Source organism: Bacillus cereus (genome assembly GCF_002564555.1).
Lineage (GTDB): Bacteria > Bacillota > Bacilli > Bacillales > Bacillaceae_G > Bacillus_A > Bacillus_A cereus_K.
The window spans coordinates 282,271-300,747 of the sequence record NZ_NUVD01000104.1; the positions used below are offsets into that span (position 1 = coordinate 282,271).

An 18,477-nucleotide genomic window follows, 5' to 3' on the forward strand; every position below is an offset into this window, starting at 1 on the left:
CTTAACATTTTATTTTAATAAGAAACCTGTTGGGAATGGATCCGTAGGGTCTAATAGAAACGTCTGCATCCCCGTAATAAATCCTCTACTTTCAAAGCGGAAAATATATCCTAATTCTTCCTTCTTCACTTTCTCAACTGTTATAAAGCTATTAAATATACTTTCATTTTTAAACGGTTTATTCGTAATAAAATCATTTTTAAATAAAGCATGAACGTAAGACACTATGGTAGAAACAAAACCAGGTGAACGCACAATAAAGTTATCTTCATGAAATGTAATTGTCTTTATATTGTTTGCTTCTTTTTGCGAAGAATCTACTAAAATAAGTCTTTTAATTAGGGAGTGTTTTTGTATAGCTTGAAGTGTAGCTTCACCCCATTTTTTTAATTCAGATATATTTTCTACACAAATTTCAGGCGAATACGTATCCTTTTCGACAACAGCATAAACTTTATCTGCTTGTATGAGAGAGTAATCTATATTACCAATCTTCAAATCTTTCTCAACCATATAACAAAGTTTGCTTTCAAACGAAACAGATACAACTTCATCATGCTCTATATGGGCGTGAACTGAAAAAATGCCAGACAGCGTTTCAATTTTGTATTGATTAGACTCTCTCTTTTTTAAATACCCACTTTCTAGTAACATCGTTATTACCGCAACAATACCGCCGTAATGAAGAGGAATAGATCCTTCATGATTAAAAAACAATACAGCTGCATCGACTTCCTTATGAATAGAAGGAACGACAATACATCCATTTAATCCGATAAAACCACGCGGTTCATTTAATAGAAGTTGCATTTCTTCAGCTAATTCCCCTGAAAATTGTTCATTTAAATGTTCTAAACTGTAGTAATATTTGCATGGTACGTCTTTTATTACACGAAATGCTTCACCAGCTACGTGCACATCTACTGCTGTGTACATTTTTTGAATGTTCATTTTACATCCTCCGTTTCATGTTCCATCGGCGGAATTAGCAAGAAGCCTTCTTTAAGCGGATCCTTTTCATTGTAAAAAAATCTATGCATCCCCATAAGCCAAGCTGAACCGGTAATCTTCGTTACGACAGCCTCAATATTTTCTACATATGTCGTATTCATGACACACCCTTTAAATAGAGAACCCACAATACTCTCATGAATGAATTCTTCATTGATGTCGATTTCTTTACGAGCGTATAATACAGCTAACTTCGCTGATGTTCCTGTACCACATGGAGATCGATCAATTCCTCCTGGCGGTACGACAACTGTATTTTTCACATGCGCACTTTCATGAGTAGGATCTGTATAAAATTCAACATGAGTTAATCCTCTTATAAACGAATACTCTGGATGAATAATTTCAAACTTCTCGTTAATTGTATTTCTAATTTGAATCGCCTTATCAATGATTGTAGATGCGTTTTCCGGTACTAATTCTAGCCCTACTGTCTTCGCATCAATAATGGCATAAAAGTTTCCTCCATACGCAATATCAGCTTCTACACTTCCGATTCCATCAACTTGCACAGAGATATTTTTCAGTAAAAAAGCTGGGATGTTACAGAAGGAGACTTCTTTCGCTTTTCCATCTTGAACAGAAATATCTACTTCAACTAAGCCAGCTGGTGTATCTAGTTTTAAAGAAGTAACCGGTTCAACTACTGGAATTAATCCCGATTCAACTAAAGCTGTACATACACCGATCGTATCGTGACCACACATCGGTAAATATCCACCTGTCTCTATGTATATAACGCCTATATCAGCTTCCGGATGACATGGATCTGTTAATAATGCCCCTGACATAACATCATGACCACGCGGTTCATTCATTAACAATTTCCGAATCCAGTCATACTCCTTTTTCATATGTAACATCTTCTCTGCCATCGTCTCTCCACTTAACTTTGGAAGTCCGCTAATTAATGTCCTCGTTGGATTTCCGCCCGTATGTGTATCGATTGTCGTAAAGACTCTTTGTGACCTCATCCGCTTAACACCCTTTCTGTAAAACGACTCAAACGAAGTGGTTCAATAGGAATGATTGTTTCTTTTTCATTTAATAACTCTTCAATCACTTTCCCGGTAACTGCTGCAAGACTAATTCCATCACCTTCATGTCCTGCTGCAATAAAGTAATTCGGAATATGTTCCACTCGTGAAATAATCGGCAAATGATCTTCTGTCCACGGGCGTAATCCAGCATATGAACGAATCACCATCATGTCTGCCATTTTCGGATAAAAACGAATCGCTCTGTTCGCAATGCATTTAATAACCTCATTGTTAATCTTCGTATGGAATCCTACAAATTCTCTACTACTACCAATTAAAAAATTTTGACTTTCTGTTGGTTCAAACACAAGAGCTACCCCATACTTTTCAGTTAAAGCATCCACTTTTCGTTTTCCACCAAATTTAGAAATTAAATAACCAAATTCCATTACTTTACGAGAACCTACGTGTTGCTGTCTTGAAGCTACAATAATATGTCCTTTTCTCGGTTCAATTGGAATATGTACGTCTAGCATTTGACCAATCTTAGGAGCCCAAACCCCCGCTGCGTTCACAACTTGCTTCGCAGTAAACGTTCCATTTGTCGTCTCTACAATAAAAGAGCCGTCTATATTTCTTTTCATTTCCTTAACTTCCGTATGGTTGAAAGCTTTTGCACCAAATTTTTTCGCCTCTGCTAAAAGTGAAAAAGCAAGTAGATATGGATTTACAGTCGAATCCGTTGCACATTCTAAACCACCTAATAAATCATCCGCAAAAAATGGTGATTCCGCTCTTATATCTTGCCTGTCTAGCATTCGAAACGGTAAGCCTACTTCTTTTTGCCTGTCTACCCATTGCTGTGCAGCTTCCATCTCCTCGTCCGATTCACAAACGAGAATGCTTCCAGGTGCCCTATATTCAAATGAGTGCTCCAATTCTTCACTTAGTTCTGTTACTAATTTTTGACTTACTAACGACATTTGACTATCAAACCCTGGATCTTTATCAATCGCTAAAATATTTCCGTCACACCGTGAAGACGTCCCACTAACAAATTCTCCTTTTTCAATGATTGTTACGTCTCTCCCGTATTTCGAAGTGTAATAAGCAATCGAACAGCCAATTATGCCGCCACCTATTATTAAAACGTCACAGTGCCTTACCACATAGCATCCTCCTTTCTCTTAAGTCTCTCACTTTCTATTTATGCAATTGGTGTGCCAACTCTACATCCAGAAAATATTTAAATAAAATAATTTTATTTGTAAAAATATTTTAAATTTATCGTAAATAGGTGTATTATTTTTTTATCACTGTCTAAATTTTTATACATACTAGGAGGACCATATGTCATTTTCATTCCCAACAATAAAAGAATTAATAGCCATTTTGTCAATCGATCATCAAAGTGACATTCAGCACATCAAACAAGTAGAAGAAAAATCATTTTACGTCCCTTCATCTTCTGAAAAATACAGTTGCGCAGTTATATGTGAAAATGATTCTTTCGCTGCTTTAATCGATGTATTTTCTAAAGAACAAGCCGTTGTTATCATTAATGAAAATCGAGAACCTATATGTTGTATAACCGCAAAGCAAATGATTCCGTTTCTTTATAAGTCTCACAATAATCTACAAGCTTTCTATAACACTGTAATTCAAACGACTGATTCTTCTGTTACAGTCATCGATGAGAAAGAATGCGTCCGAACGTGGACAGATGGCGCTGAAAAGATTTTTTCAGTCGACCATAATGAAATTATCGGACAACCCATCACTCGTTTTTTTGATTATAAAGATTTGGAAATTTTGCAATCATTACATGACGGAAAAAGCATAATCGCTCAGTTCCATCAGCCACGTCCAGATTTGTTTGTATTGATTAACTCAAACCCTGTTTATTGTAACGATGAAATTATAGGGGCTGTCGTTTCCGAAACGGACGTTACAAATCAAGTTGTATTAAATGAGAAATTATTTAATATGTCGCATGAAGTACATCGCTTAGAGCAAGAAGTTGCAAAGTATAAAGATACATCCGATCCTTTTCTTGCAATGAACGGAAAAAGCCCTGTCATACAAAGAACGATACAATTAGCTCGAAAGGTTTGTTCTGTGAAATCGACTGTTTTAATACTTGGCGAAAGTGGTGTTGGAAAGGAAGTATTTGCGAAAGCGATACATGAAGCAAGTGAAACAGCAAAAGCTCCTTTCATTTCAATTAACTGCGGAGCAATTCCAGAAGCGTTATTTGAAAGTGAATTATTCGGTTACGAACGCGGGGCGTTTTCTGGTGCAAATAGTAAGGGGAAAAAAGGTAAAATTGAGCTCGCGCAAGGCGGTACATTATTCCTTGATGAGATAGGCGAAATGCCGCTTGATATGCAAGTAAAACTATTGCGTGTACTGCAAGAACGGAAGTTTTACCGAGTTGGTGGAGAAAAAGAAATAAATATAGATTTCCGCATCATTGCTGCTACAAATCGTGATTTACAAGAAGAAATGAAAAAAGGCACTTTCCGGGAAGATTTATACTATCGCTTAAATGTGGTTAGCTTGCATATTCCGCCACTGCGCGAAAGACGAGAAGATATTATCGAATTAACGTACTCTTTCTTAAACGATTTTTCAATAAACTATAACAGACCAGTTCGCGACTTATCTTCAAGTATTATGCATGAATTACTTCATTACAATTGGCCAGGTAATATTCGCGAGCTCCGTAATGTAGTTGAAAGACTCGTCGTATTTGCGACAGACGGTATTATTAAACAAGAATATTTGCCATTTCACACAAATGATACTTTAGAGAATGAAACGTCTCACTCCCTTTTACTCAGCAACAATAACACGATTCTTTCATTACAAGAAGAAATGGATGAGCATGAGAAAAGGATCATTGAAAGAGCTTTACGAATTTTAAATGGAAATAAATTAGAATGCGCGAAACAACTTGGTGTAACAAGGGCGACTTTATATAACCGTTTAAAAAAACTTGGGCTTAAATAACCTTGCTTCCTCCTCTATATTGGCATAGTTTTTGCATTATAATTTGTGCAAACCGAACTAGAGGAGGAATTCATATGACGAATAAAGAAAACTTAATTGTTTGTCGTTGTGAAGAAGTAACATACGGACAACTTCAATCGACAATTGCTGAATATAACTGCTCGGCAAGAGAATTAAAACTAAGAACACGTGCTGGCATGGGGTTTTGCGGTGGCCGCACTTGTAGAATGATGATAGATCGAATGATTGAAAATGCGAACCCTGATATAAATTCTAATGAAATCCCATTAAAATATCAGCCACCCGTGCGGGCAGTTACTTTCGGAGCGGTAGGTGAAAGTAAATGAGTAGAATTACACATCACCCTATTTTAGGTAGTTTAAAAAATAGTCCGCGTATCTCTTTTCAGTTTAACGGTCAACAATATGATGCATATGAGCATGAAACAATTGCTGCTGCCTTGCTAGCAAACGGAATACGAACATTAAGAGCACACGAGGATAGCGGGACGCCTCGAGGCATTTATTGCAACATTGGGCATTGTTCTGAATGCCGCGTGACAGTAAATAATCAAACGAACGTACGAGCGTGCTTAACTGTTGTAGAAAACGATATGATTGTTGAAAGTGGAAAACAACATCCGAATATCGTAAGAGAGATGGTGAAAAAACGATGAACGATGTAATTATTATCGGAGCTGGTCCGGCAGGGTTATCCGCTTCTATCTCTTGTGCTCGCTTTGGTCTCAACGTACTCGTTATTGATGAATTTATGAAGCCTGGCGGACGGTTATTAGGACAGTTACATCAGGAACCTACTGGAGAATGGTGGAATGGCATAGAAGAATCAAAACGCCTTCATGAAGAAGCAAAATCACTTTCAGTCGAAATTCGATGTGGTGTTTCCGTCTTTAATTTAGATAAAGATGAAAGTAATTGGTCCGTACATACAAATATCGGTACGTTAGAAGCACCGTTTGTTCTAATTGCTACTGGGGCTGCTGAGTATTCTATCCCCCTTCCCGGCTGGACACTTCCAGGAGTTATGTCCATTGGAGCAGCTCAAGTTATGACAAATGTTCACCGCGTTCAAGTTGGAAAAAAAGGAATTATTATTGGGGCTAACATTTTGTCATTCGCAATATTAAATGAATTACAATTAGCCGGTATTACGGTGGATCATATTGTACTCCCTGAAAAAAGCGAATTAAGCCAAAAAGCTGGTGAACCAGAGGAAGTTTTGAACTCCCTTTTAAATGCTGCTCACCTCGCTCCTTCTGCTTTTCTTCGTTTTGGAAGCAAGTTCATGAAATACGATTGGATTCGAAAAGCCGGATTAACTTTTTATCCAAATAGTGGAATGAAAATAAACGGGACACCTCTTCATCTCCGTAAAGCTGCACTAGAAATTATCGGAACAAACCAAGTTGAAGGTGTTCGCATTGCTAATATTGATTCTAAAGGTAATATTATTAATGGATCAGAAAAGATATATGAGGCAGATTTCGTTTGTATTGCTGGAGGTTTATATCCGCTTGCTGAACTTGCTGCTGTTGCAGGGTGTCCTTTCCGTTACATCCCGGAATTAGGTGGACATGTCCCGCTTCATTCAGAAGCAATGGAAACCCCTCTAACAGGTTTATTTGTAGCTGGAAATATTACAGGAATTGAAAGCGGGAAAATTGCTATGGCGCAAGGAACAGTTGCAGGATATTCAATCGTAAAACAAGCAAATAAAAAATCTAATTCGGTTGAACAACACTTGCAACAAGCCATTCAAAATGTTCACTCCGTTCGTCAGAATGCAGCGATTCAATTTAATCCAATGGTCGATGTTGGTAGACGGAAAATGAATGAGATTTGGCGTGATTTGCAATCCAAAGAGGAAACTTTATATAAACGCCAAGAAATTATTTAATACACGTATCCTACCCTTTCTATACCCAAAAGCTCCCCTTATCTAAAACAATAAGAGGAGCTTTCAAATTATTTCACATCAATTGTCCAATCGCCATCTGCTTGAATAGTGAAAATGTGTATGCCATTTTCTTTTACAGGCATTTTTTTCGTTGTATCAGCTGTACCAATTTCATTAAATACTATACTATCATTTAATTCAACAATAAAATTACTTTCACCGTTCATATGTACACCATGCAACTCTTTCAATCCTTTTTCAAGTTTTACAAAAACAGCATCAGATCCATGGCCACTAATTGTTCCCGGAGTTGTTATTACTTTATCCATTGGGATAGACTGTGACATATTAACCTTCCAATGACCATCCGCTGTAGGATTGATGAAATATTTACCGCTCTTTTTTATGAGAACTAATCTTTTTTCTTTTCCATTACCAATGAAATTTGAAAGTGAACCAGCGTCATTACCCTGTTCGTCTTTCAACTCAAGAATCGCATTACTTTCTCCTGTATGTTCTACCTCAGCAATGACAAATCCAGATTTCAATTCAAAAAAATCAGAAGAATTCTCACCATCACCTTCTAATGATACATTATGATCTTGAGATAATCTCTCTACTGTACTTTTTTCTGTTATTTCTTTAGCTTTCGGGCTAGTAGTCGCAGTTTGTTGCTCCTCATTCTTATCTTTCTTTTCGTTCGCTTGTACATCTTTTGTTTGTTCTGTTGAATTACAAGCAGTTAAAGATAAACAAACCGCAGCTAATGTTACTAATAATTTCTTTTTCATTATATCCTTCTATTAACATAAAACATTTTTATAATAACATATTTTTACCAATTCATTAGTTTATTAATAATTGGATTTTATCTTAAAAGAGGAAACATACTAACAATATTAATCCCAATAAAAAACTGTTAGAGCATACAGCTCTAACAGTTTTATTGTTCGTCATTATTAAATTTCGCTAATGCGTAAATGCCTTCTTCATCATCTAATTCAAGTTGCAATCTTGCTGCAAATGAATTGACGTTGTATTCTCGATCAAGCAACAAGCGTAGTGCTTCGATTAAGTTCGCTTGAATTAATATTTGCTTGCGACCATTTACCTCTACTTCAGCAGAGAAACCATAGTCGTCATCAAACATTAGTTCAACTAAAACTTCTTCTGGTCCAACTTGTCTTTTTTCAGCGATATATACACAAAGTGCATTTATAAGCTCTTGTTCAGAAATTTTTATTGTTTCCATGCTACTTCATCTGCCTTTTTCTTACGTTGATTTTTGAAGTATTTAAATGCACGAACTGCTAACATTACGATACCAGCCATTACTAACATATTTACCATAAACGCTAATACAGAACCAAGAGCTCCCATATTTGCAAATAAGCTACCCATTAGTAAACCACCAAGACCACCTAGTAATAAACCTTTCATAAAGCCTCCTTTATTACTTTTTGGCGCTGTGTTTGTTGCTTTTGTTTTTGAATCAGTTGTTGTTTTTTGTGAATTTACATTAGAATCTTTTTTGTTTAAATCGACTTTTGATTTTTGACCTGAACTTGGTGTATATGATTTTTTACCAGACTTGTAACTTTTCGCTTCCGCATGATCTACGAACATAAAGCTACTAGCCCCAAAGATAACCATGAATGCTGTCATTACTGCTACAAATTTTTTCATCATTTTATATCCATTCTCCTTTTATATAGATATATATTAAATCTACCTTTCTAGTAAATTCAGAATGATAGATTTGTTTTAAAACCATTTTAAAGGTTCTTATGAACTCATTATATGAACTTTTGTCGAAATATGCAAGCATTATTTACTTCCGACAGTTTGGTGACAAAGGAAAAATTAAGCAAAACAGAATTGACTTTAAATGAAACAAAACATATTATAAGTTCATAAGAACTTTTTATTATTTTGGAGGTGAAAAGATGGAAACATTTCATCTCACACGAAACGAAATGGCAACCCTCCTTCTATCACTAAGAGGATGGAATACGAAAAAGCCTCTCAGTATTTTACAAGAAGCTTGGGCAAAGTCACATAAAAAAGATATTGAAAGCGGACAAAGCGTTACTGCTTTTATAACTACCGCACTTTCACCTATTTTTGAAAAACTGATTAAGATTGACGAGACGGATGTTGGTTTTTCTTTAAATGAAATAGTCGCGCTTGGCAATCAGATTGAAAACACGAGTTTCTCTGTAACTGCGATGCAAAACTGGGTGAAACGAGATATAAAAGAAATGATTGGCTCCCCTCAAAAAGGAAAGAAATATTCAATCGAACAAGCAGCCTTACTATTCATTGTTGAAGATTTAAAAACAGCACTCGATTTCGAATCCATTCGCAAGCTATTACGTCTTATTGTAAATGATCCGGCCGATCGTAGTGATGATTTAATCAATCCTGTTCATTTATATGTAGCATACTCTTCTCTATTTGAAGAACTCAATCAAGGGAATTGCTTACAACTAGATGCAACAAATACAGTCCATACAATTGAAAATATCGTGAAAGAAAAAGCTGATAAAATTGCAAGCAAGTTCAATCAAATTAATAACGAACAACGTGAAGCAATTCGTAACGCGATTATTATCGCGACGCTTTCTGTACATACCGCATATGTACAAATGTTAGCGAAACGTTACGTAACAGCAACGTTATTTTTACAAAATTTAGATGTGAAACCGTAAAAAACAGGAGCAGAAATGCTTCTGTTTTTTTATAACGAAAACAAGCATCTACCTTTTCTATATTTAGATCAGGTGGATGCTTGTTTTTCTAGGTATTAATTATGAAAAATCATAATCGCCTATCATTAATTCAAAAATGATCATTTCATTCCTTCAACATTGTAACTCTTTATAAATTTCAATTTGAGCTTTTGAGCTATTAGCAAAATTTAACCAATCCTGTCTTACATTACTTATGTTTTCAGTTACCACAAGTTCAACAATATCTAGATGTGAAACATTCGTTGTTATCGGTTTATTTATACCATTAACTTTAGCACCTGACATATACTTAGCGATCTCAGGGTTTAATGCGAAAGCAAAATCAATTATAGTAGCACCTTGCGGTAAGTTCACGGAATCTAACTTAGGAGTAAATGCAACAATGTTATCTTGGAATAGTTCATATGATACTAAATCATAAAATTCAATCGCATCTTGAGTTACTAGATCATTTGTCTTAATAAAATGATCCATCAATTTATTAATTATATTTTGCATCTCCTTATCAGTTATACTTTTTGTAAGAATATGAAATACCCCTTTATCTCGTATCTCCTGATTTGTTTTTGTTTCAATACATATCACTATTTCATAGTTATTGATCACCACTTTGGTCTTTAAGTATTTGTTTAATACATCATTTTCAATTGCTATATTATCTTCAAATTGATGAGGAATTGGTTTGTACAGTTGATGTATAATCCCTAATATTTTATAACAGTCTAAATTACTTGAGACCGTGATGATTATTTTTGACACTGCTGTAATGTCTTGAATATCTTGGAGACGAGAATAAGCTGTATAAATAGGGCTGACTTCATAGTCCACTTCAAATATTAAAGTTTGATTCAGAAAATTATTTATATCTAGCATAATGTTTTGAGACAAATCCTCTAATAACTTAACATAATTTTGTAAAAGCATTTTCATTCCTTTATATTTAGAATGATTAAGATAATAAAAACCTAAATCTTCTAACTCGTGTTGAATATGAAATAACCCCAGCCTTTTACAAATCGGAGCGAAAATTTTGAGTGTTTCATTTGCATAAGGAACTTGTTTCTTTACAGCTTTCACCTGTAAAGTTCTCATGTTATGTAGACGATCTATCACTTTTATAATAGCCACTCTTATATCTCCATGTGTAGCTAACAATAATTTCTTTAAATTTATTGCTTCATACTCTTCTTTATTCGGGATTTGTTTTTTATCAATTTTAGTTAATCCTTCTACAATATCAGCCACTTTTTTACCGAATATATCATGTATATACTCAATTGTATAATCTGTATCCTCTACCACATCATGTAGTAATGCTGCAACTAAAGTTATAATATCTGCCTTACACTCTAACAAAATTTCTGTAACTGCAAATGGATGAGTAATATACGGCTCACCCGAAACACGAAATTGTCCTTCATGAGCTTTCTCGGAAACTAATATAGCTATATGTAATTGTTCTAATTCTGCTTTATGTAGATATGAGGCCTTTTCTAATAATGCTTCTTTCATATTTTCACCTTCATCACGTTAATTTTCTATAAAAATTTCATTAACATTATAATTCGTTATTTGAAAGTGAAGTACCTGTCTAAGTGATAAGAGAATATTTATATTGTTTATTCCCCACAAAGCATTTTGAACTTTCTAAATCAACTCAAATGGAATATGCATATTCTTTTTTAGGTAACCTTACTATCTCTCGAATAAAAGGGGATTTTTCTAAAATATCATCTAACTGCCCCTCACTAAAAACGTAAATACCACCTACATATGAACTGTATGCCTTTTTCTCAGTTATTACCGCTAAATTGGTATTTTCCTTTTTAAAATCACCCTCCACTCCTTTTTGAAATGATAAACTTTTAGCACCCGAAAAATAAAGCTGAATTAACGCCACTAATTGTTTGTCCTCTGATTTTGCAAAGCACTGAATTTCATGTAAAATCATTTCATCTTGTAATGGGAGAAAGTCCTCTACTAATAAATCCTCTTCTTTATGAAAGAAATTTTGTAATTCAGTAGTATAGAACTTAAGATTTTTCTCAGTTATCTTTTGATAAATGGATTGCAACAATAAGTCTTTTCCTATTACAAACGAATGGCCAAATCCATGATTATAAAGTTTTTGTTTCGCTTTAACCAAATGCTCAATATGAGGTATCCCCTTCTCTTCAATAACAAGCTTTCCATCTATAAAACGCATAGTCGAAATTAGTTCTTTAATCTCAATTCCATCTAATTCAAGCGATGAATAATATAAATCTCTATTCCAAAAATCTAATTGATCCATTCCTAGTGAATGAAATAATAGCTCATCTAAAATTGGAAAAACTCCACCATCTGTTAAAGCTTTTGTTACATCCTCTAATAATCCAGGAGTCTGATTTAAAATTGTATATAGCTCTTCATCCTCTTGTATAATTCGAACCGTCCACTCACCGTGATCTTCACCTGATATTTGTTGAAAACAATGCGAATATGGACCATGTCCAACATCATGCAAAAGAGCTACAGTAGATACTAGCTTCCGGTCATATTCTGATAAACGAATATCACCAATCTCTGTAAGATGTTCTATAACTTTATTTACCAGTACATATACACCTATTGAATGTTCTTTCCTCGTATGTATTGCGTTCGTATGTAAAAAATATGTATGCCCTTGCTGTTTTATAAAGTCCAATCTTCGAAATGCTTTAGTATCAATCAATTGTATGATATCTCTATCTTGAATAGTAACTGACCCATAAATAGGATCTGTAAAATGCATAACTTCTCCCCCTTTGTAAATTCAACACTTACATCATCATACAAAATTTTCAGTCTACCGACCCCTTTCCTTCTCTTTTAAAATGAGAAATTTTTAATATTATTTTCATTATCTCTTCATGAAAACTCAATTTATATCGTTTACTATAAATACTAGAAAAACTAATACAAGACATAAAAAGTATTAAAATAGAAATCCATTCATTAAATAAGGTATAATTTGCATATAGTAAACTTTTTATGTTATTAAATAAAAGAGCTTTTACTTGAAAAAATTCATGAATTAGAAGGTGCAACAATGTTAAGTAGTTTTATTCATTCAGTTTTAACATTTTTTGAAGGATTAGGTTATTGGGGCATTATGCTTGGACTAATGATTGAAATTATTCCGAGTGAAATTGTCCTTGCTTATGCGGGATACTTAGTATCAACTGGAAGTATCTCATTTGTAGGTGCAGTTATATTCGGTACAATTGGCGGTGTAATTGCCCAAGTCTTTATTTACTGGATTGGTCGATACGGTGGTCGCCCTGTATTAGAACGTTATGGAAAATATATTTTCATTCATAAAAAACAAATAGACGCTGCTGAAGATTGGTTTAATCGTTACGGAACTGGTGTAATTTTCACAGCACGCTTCATCCCAGTAGTGCGTCATGCGATTTCAATTCCTGCTGGTATTACAAAAATGCCAATTTCACGTTTCATTACCTTAACAGGACTTGCGATTATTCCTTGGTCAATCATTTTCATTTATTTAGGTGAAAAACTAGGCGAAAACTGGGAGAATATTAATGATATTGCTGGACCGTATGTGAAATCGTTCGCAATTGGCGGCGTCATACTTATACTTTTATACTTCGTCATAAAAAAATGGACAAAAAAACGTAAAAATCTTGCTTAAAATTACAAATAAAACCGCTATAAATTCATTAAGAATTATAGCGGTTTTTTATTATAGGCTTGATTATGTATTAGAAATTGTATTATTTCTTCTTTATGCTTTAAGTCATGCTGAATGAGTGATAAAAAATAATTATTTAATCTCAATTTTTTTGTGCCAAATTGGTAGTCATTATAAAAATATTGGGCAGGAATTCGCTCAATTTGGTCTACTAATTGTTTACGAGTAAAAATAAAGTGATCTATGAGTTTTTCTTTTGAAATACCAGACCTTGCATATACTATTGCACTCTTATTCATTTCCTCCACATCTGTTGGAACATTAAATACAGGTTGTGCCTTTAGAAAACATGGAATTCGATACTTCATTAAAAACTTGTCCCAAACGATAAAATGTGAGATCACATCTGCTGTTGCCCAAGCCCCCTTTTTTAATGGTCGAAACCATATATCATCGGATACACCCTTCAATGTTTGACACCATTCAATTAGGCTCAACTTTTCTTCTAGAATACATTCTTTTCCCATAGTTCATTCCTTCCTCCTCCACACTTATAATCCATTCATCTTAATAATTTCTAGATATTGTGCTAAAACCCTCCAGTTTGAGATTTACGTGGAAAAGCAACCATTCAGCCATGCAACTCGTATAGTAACTTAAAAGGAGTGATTTCCCTATGCATTGGCAACAAAAAATATCATACTTAATCGGGCGCCCTATCGGTATTTCCTTCATGAATGGGCAAGGAACTTCCGGGGTATTATGTTCAGCTCATGATGGTCAATTATATGTGTATGAATACCTGTACCAATCTCAGTTCGCAATAAAACATTATGATTTTAGACAAATTCAAGATATACATGCATTTCCAAATTGCCCGCACCAAAATCCGCTATACTAAAAAACCGGAACGGCTAGTAGCCATTCCGGTTTCTCTACTTTATTTCTCAGAATAAAACTTCTGCACTGCTTCATCAAAATAAATCCAGCCTTTCCAACCTAAATGAATCGTATCTTTTAAGAAATACTTATCATATTCATGGCTAGAAAAATCGACTACTGGATACCCTGCTTTTTCGACTTGCTCGCGAACCTTATTATAATACGCTTCACGGCGTTCTTTCGGGAAACCAGCGTAATCATACCAAGGTCCATTTACAGGTACAGAAATAAAGAGTGGTTTGACATTCTTTTCTTTGAAAAGATCTAAAACAATTTGTAAGTCATCATATTCTGGCGATTCATCATACGATTCATTTTCTCTAAAGTTTTTTAGACCTTTTAATTTTTTCTTTAAATTATGTTTATAGTAATACGGATTTTCAATTCCGAATGTATTTGTAGTAGACTCCGCTATCCCTTCTTGTTCTGCATGTTTACGTGCATCTTCCCAAGAGATTGAACGTAGTCTCATATTTGTTTTCTCTTTCATCGGTTCAATCTTAAATAGAGAATTAAATAAATCTCTATGATCTAAAATATTCCGGTACATATATGCTAGCGGTTTAGCTAGTCCAGCTTTTATATTATGTTTCGTATCGTTATATACAATACTTTCTAGAGAACTACTTAATATCGCATCCTTACGAACAACTTTATAATCTAGTAAACGCTTCGCTATTTTCTTCTTCATTTCAGGATTTATTTCGTCATTAAAAATAAAGTGATAGGCTTGTTGTTTGGAGAAATTATTAGTAAAATCCCCTTGTGATACACCAGTTTTTGTAAACCATTGTGGTGAAAGAACAAACACTACTTTTTTACCTTCTAATTCATCCATTGTAGACGTCATATTTAAAATATGAGCCAAACTTTGCGTACCGCCAGTCCCGATTAAAAATGGTGTAAAGCCTGCTGGATTTACTTTGAAATAATTAGACGGATGGTATGCATCCATTCGTAAAAATTCAGATGAACCGTACATCGGTAAATACTGCGAATTCTCTAACATTTTTTGTTGCAAGAAAACACTTTGTAATTTTTCTTTTTGTAAGGAAGTTGCCGCATCTTCAACTTTCTTATTGCTAATAAGTGATACTAAACTTTTAGATGGAATAAGCACGACAATGAAAAAGAATAGACATGCTATAATAATTGGACCAAAAGCATGTTTCATCTTCATCGTCTATTCCTCTTTCTGTTGCTATTAAACCGTAACCCTTGTTTTTGACACGTCATCATTTCGCTCCTTTTTCTCTATACATGTTCCATTCTATTTATCTATTATATACATGTACGTATTTCCTTCCTTGTACTATTACGTCCTATACAAATAGCGCAAGAAAATGTTTCCATAGAAACACGTTAATTATACAAGATTCTACATAAATTTCACACTGGAATTTTTGTAATCATTTCATTTTCAAGTCGTGAAAAAATATATGAAATATCTATAATTCATTGGGCACTGTACAAAAAAGAAACAGACTATCACATGTGTGAAGTCTGTTTCTCCGTCACTTTATTTTTGTACATCTGCCCATTTCAAACTTGTTGCTGGACCGAATTGATGTACATATAAATCTTTCACATAAGGTTTTTGCAAGTAAGATAGACCACGCTGGAATACCGGTGCAATTACGGCATCATCCAAAAGTATTTTTTCAGCATCTTGCAGCGCTTTCCAACGTGCTTTTTCATCATTACCTAATTCTGTTTTGATCTTCTTAATTAACGCATCATATTTTGGATTTGCATATCCTGTATTATTGACAGTGCTTCCAGAAAGGAAGACTTCTAAGTATGTCATTGGATCTGGATAATCAGGTAACCAGCGTGATAACGACATTTCATATTCTTTCTTCTTCTCTAAAGCTAGTTTTTGTGTATGTGGTTGTAATTTCACATTTACTTTTAATCCAGGTAAGTTTTTCTCAAGCTGTTCTTTAATATATTCTCCTACTTTTTTAAAGTTTTCTAAGTCATAGTTTAATAGTTCTAACGTCACTTCATTTGTGCCTGTCTCTTGCTTTGCCTTTTCCCAATATTCTTTCGCCAGTTTTACATCCGTCTTATTAAACTCACCTGCTGTACTTCTAAAATCTTTCTTATCTGGACCTTTTAAAAACCCTTTTGGTACGTAATAATTCGCCGCAACTGAACCATCATTTAAAAATGAATTTGCAAGCCCCTTCTTATCAAACACTGTACTTAACGCAAGACGTGCATTTTTATTTTGTAGAATCGGCACATTTTCATTGAATCGGAAGAAATACATAACCGGATCCGTATATTGTTTTAGTTCTTTATTATTTTTATATTTATCTACGAATTCTGTGGAAATGACAGCTCTATCTACCTTATCAGTTTCGTATAAATTTACCGCAGTTGAAATTTCTTTCACAATTTGATAGTTTACTTCATCTAATTTCACTTCTTTTTTATCCCAATATTTATCATTTTTCTTCATTGTAAAGCTAGCTTCATGCTTCCACTCTGATAATGTAAATGGCCCATTATATATCGTTTTATTTGCTTCTAATCCGTATTTATCCCCTTGCTCTTTCGCATACTTTTCATTAATTGGATAGAACGATGGTAAAATGAGTAGTTTCGTAAAATACGGTACAGGATGTTCTAGCTCTACAACGAATGTTTTATCATCCTTTGCTTTTACTCCTAATTCATCTAGTCCTAGCTGTTTCTTATTTATCTTCTCTGCATTTTTCACATCGTACGCAATATATGCATATTGAGAAGCTGTATCTGGGTTAATCAGTTGCTTCCAAGCATATACGTAATCATGAGCGGTTACTGGATCTCCGTTAGACCATTTCGCATCTCGCAAATGGAATGTATATGTCTTTCCATCTTTACTCACTTCATATTTTTGTGCTCCTGCTTGAATCACTTCATCATTTTTTGATAATCGGAATAGCCCTTCCATTACATTATTCAAAACGTTAAACGATACCGCATCTGTTACTTTTTCTGAATTTAATGATGGGATTTCACCCGTTTCTAGTAGCTGTAATACTTTCTTCTCATCTCTCGGCGTTGTAGTTGTTTTTTCTTTTGCACAGCCAACTAAAAATGAAGAAACTAATAGAGTACTAACTAATGAGTAGCGAACTACTTTTTTCATTTCAAAACCCCCTCTATTTTTTAAGGTAAGTAACGACGAGCACCAGCGTATTCTTCTATATAACCTGGTGTATTTAGCGGTATAATTTCTACCGATCTTTCAGCTTTTGGAGAGTGAATCATATTTCCATCACCAATATACATCCCAACATGATGAACACTGCCTTTTCCTTGATTATGTGCAAAGAATATTAAGTCGCCCTTTTGAAGATTTTCTTTATCAACCGCAATTCCTGCTTTAGATTGTGGTCCAGAATCTCGCGGAATAGTTATTCCATGCGATTTATAAATCGTATGTGTAAATCCAGAGCAATCAAATCCAAAACCACTTGTACCAGCCCATATATATGGTAATCCTAAAAACATTTTTCCTGTGTTGATTAAATCATCGGCTGTCGGATTTGGAATATCATTTTGAGAACGATAAACAGTTCCATCATTTTTTCGTAGCCACGCCTTCTGACCGTTTGGCAACAACACACGGTATGAAATTGTATCTTCACTTACTAGCGGTAAACGCGTATTATAGCTAACTTCAAGCGATTTATGTTTTTCAGAAGGGTTAATATATAAAATTGCAGTCGGTTTTGTTACTAATACGAAAGGTTCGTTTATTTTATCTGCAAATTCTTGATTATACGTTAATTGTTTTTCAGGCATCCATCCTGGGTACCCTTCTTCATTCCTCGGTGTTGGCTGACCATGGACTAACACTTTCACCCAGTCACCTCTCTTATCAATAACCGTTACTTCTTGACCGAGTAGTGCTTGCGTTTCTAATTTATTAGCACTCGTTAACCATAGTTTCTCATCAAGTGTCATTGATTTCGTCCATTTCCATAAGTCTACTGGATTTGTTGCGCTCGGTGCATCAATTGGTCGTAAGGAATCAGGCGCTGTCCAAAGTGTTGCGGCAGATACATCTATAAATGCTTTATTATTCTTCTTTTCTTCAGCATTTGCCGATGTAAACGATGAAAAAATAAATAAAGTTGTTAAAAATGCAGTTCCTACTTTTTTCATATATATCCCCCTTAAAAGATAG

General features: G+C 34.5%; 19 protein-coding genes. 7 read left to right on the top strand and 12 right to left on the bottom strand.

The features are described 5' to 3' along the window. Nucleotides 1–9: 9 nt before the first annotated feature. From COI75_RS25015 to COI75_RS25025, 3 genes are read right to left on the bottom strand one after another with little or no spacing between them, the layout of a single operon-like run. Nucleotides 10–951, bottom strand: a complete 942-nt coding sequence (locus tag COI75_RS25015) for a proline racemase family protein (RefSeq protein WP_098380629.1) — start codon at nt 949–951, stop codon at nt 10–12. Further along, nucleotides 948–1,985, bottom strand: coding sequence for a proline racemase family protein (locus COI75_RS25020; RefSeq protein ID WP_001257556.1), 1,038 nt, complete (start codon nt 1,983–1,985; stop codon nt 948–950). The genes COI75_RS25015 and COI75_RS25020 overlap by 4 nt, the downstream gene beginning before the upstream one ends. After that, nucleotides 1,982–3,160 (bottom strand): NAD(P)/FAD-dependent oxidoreductase, encoded by a 1,179-nt coding sequence (locus COI75_RS25025; RefSeq protein WP_000251559.1) that lies wholly within the window; start codon nt 3,158–3,160, stop codon nt 1,982–1,984. The genes COI75_RS25020 and COI75_RS25025 overlap by 4 nt, the downstream gene beginning before the upstream one ends. A 181-nt stretch (nt 3,161–3,341) precedes the next feature. Between COI75_RS25025 and COI75_RS25030 the strand changes: the two genes are divergently transcribed. From COI75_RS25030 to COI75_RS25045, 4 genes are all read left to right on the top strand, one after another. Then, a complete protein-coding gene (locus tag COI75_RS25030; protein ID WP_000010354.1) occupies nt 3,342–5,003 on the top strand; it encodes a sigma-54 interaction domain-containing protein in 1,662 nt (553 codons plus the stop codon). A 74-nt stretch (nt 5,004–5,077) separates the two neighbouring features. Next, complete coding sequence (locus COI75_RS25035; protein WP_000182288.1) at nt 5,078–5,350, top strand: (2Fe-2S)-binding protein; 273 nt, start codon at nt 5,078–5,080, stop codon at nt 5,348–5,350. Continuing rightward, the gene (locus COI75_RS25040) at nt 5,347–5,679 is read left to right on the top strand and encodes a (2Fe-2S)-binding protein (protein ID WP_000087055.1); all 333 of its coding nucleotides are present in this window, start codon (nt 5,347–5,349) and stop codon (nt 5,677–5,679) included. Before COI75_RS25035 ends, COI75_RS25040 begins: the two co-directional genes overlap by 4 nt. Further along, a complete protein-coding gene (locus COI75_RS25045) occupies nt 5,676–6,920 on the top strand; it encodes an NAD(P)/FAD-dependent oxidoreductase (protein WP_001000593.1) in 1,245 nt (414 codons plus the stop codon). The genes COI75_RS25040 and COI75_RS25045 overlap by 4 nt, the downstream gene beginning before the upstream one ends. Nucleotides 6,921–6,988: 68 nt before the next feature. On the opposite strand, the gene COI75_RS25050 is transcribed toward COI75_RS25045, so the two are convergent. The 3 genes from COI75_RS25050 to COI75_RS25060 all read right to left on the bottom strand — a co-directional run bounded on the left by COI75_RS25050 (nt 6,989) and on the right by COI75_RS25060 (nt 8,609). Continuing rightward, nucleotides 6,989–7,711, bottom strand: coding sequence for a hypothetical protein (locus tag COI75_RS25050; protein WP_000728074.1), 723 nt, complete (start codon nt 7,709–7,711; stop codon nt 6,989–6,991). Nucleotides 7,712–7,863: 152 nt separating this feature from the next. Then, nucleotides 7,864–8,172: a YxcD family protein gene (locus tag COI75_RS25055; protein ID WP_000447753.1), complete on the bottom strand. Its 309-nt coding sequence runs from the start codon at nt 8,170–8,172 to the stop codon at nt 7,864–7,866. Beyond that, on the bottom strand, nt 8,160–8,609 hold the full coding sequence (locus COI75_RS25060) for a hypothetical protein (RefSeq protein WP_000976020.1): 450 nt from the start codon (nt 8,607–8,609) through the stop codon (nt 8,160–8,162). Before COI75_RS25060 ends, COI75_RS25055 begins: the two co-directional genes overlap by 13 nt. 257 nt (nt 8,610–8,866) lie before the next feature. Between COI75_RS25060 and COI75_RS25065 the strand changes: the two genes are divergently transcribed. Beyond that, complete coding sequence (locus tag COI75_RS25065) at nt 8,867–9,631, top strand: DUF1836 domain-containing protein (protein ID WP_000447239.1); 765 nt, start codon at nt 8,867–8,869, stop codon at nt 9,629–9,631. Nucleotides 9,632–9,784: 153 nt separating this feature from the next. Here COI75_RS25065 and COI75_RS25070 read toward each other — a convergent pair whose 3' ends face one another. Both COI75_RS25070 and COI75_RS25075 read right to left on the bottom strand, forming a co-directional pair. After that, complete coding sequence (locus COI75_RS25070; protein WP_000656617.1) at nt 9,785–11,185, bottom strand: HD domain-containing protein; 1,401 nt, start codon at nt 11,183–11,185, stop codon at nt 9,785–9,787. Nucleotides 11,186–11,330: 145 nt separating this feature from the next. Next, a complete protein-coding gene (locus COI75_RS25075) occupies nt 11,331–12,446 on the bottom strand; it encodes an HD domain-containing protein (RefSeq protein ID WP_000545825.1) in 1,116 nt (371 codons plus the stop codon). Nucleotides 12,447–12,743: 297 nt separating this feature from the next. On the opposite strand from COI75_RS25075, the gene COI75_RS25080 reads away from it, so the two are divergent. Beyond that, on the top strand, nt 12,744–13,349 hold the full coding sequence (locus COI75_RS25080; protein WP_000952919.1) for a DedA family protein: 606 nt from the start codon (nt 12,744–12,746) through the stop codon (nt 13,347–13,349). Nucleotides 13,350–13,384: 35 nt separating this feature from the next. Here the strand turns inward: COI75_RS25080 and COI75_RS25085 are convergent, their stop codons facing one another. Beyond that, a complete protein-coding gene (locus tag COI75_RS25085) occupies nt 13,385–13,876 on the bottom strand; it encodes a DinB family protein (RefSeq protein ID WP_000513974.1) in 492 nt (163 codons plus the stop codon). A gap of 149 nt (nt 13,877–14,025) precedes the next feature. Here COI75_RS25085 and COI75_RS25090 point away from each other — a divergent pair, with 149 nt between their 5' ends. Beyond that, on the top strand, nt 14,026–14,250 hold the full coding sequence (locus tag COI75_RS25090; RefSeq protein ID WP_000558711.1) for a hypothetical protein: 225 nt from the start codon (nt 14,026–14,028) through the stop codon (nt 14,248–14,250). Between the two features lie 39 nt (nt 14,251–14,289). Here COI75_RS25090 and dltD read toward each other — a convergent pair whose 3' ends face one another. The 3 genes from dltD to COI75_RS25105 all read right to left on the bottom strand — a co-directional run bounded on the left by dltD (nt 14,290) and on the right by COI75_RS25105 (nt 18,455). Then, a complete protein-coding gene (gene dltD, locus COI75_RS25095; protein ID WP_000782282.1) occupies nt 14,290–15,471 on the bottom strand; it encodes a D-alanyl-lipoteichoic acid biosynthesis protein DltD in 1,182 nt (393 codons plus the stop codon). Between the two features lie 339 nt (nt 15,472–15,810). After that, nucleotides 15,811–17,433, bottom strand: coding sequence for a peptide ABC transporter substrate-binding protein (locus COI75_RS25100; RefSeq protein ID WP_000758271.1), 1,623 nt, complete (start codon nt 17,431–17,433; stop codon nt 15,811–15,813). A 20-nt stretch (nt 17,434–17,453) separates the two neighbouring features. Further along, the gene (locus COI75_RS25105; protein ID WP_000755458.1) at nt 17,454–18,455 is read right to left on the bottom strand and encodes a C40 family peptidase; all 1,002 of its coding nucleotides are present in this window, start codon (nt 18,453–18,455) and stop codon (nt 17,454–17,456) included. Nucleotides 18,456–18,477 lie beyond the last annotated feature (22 nt).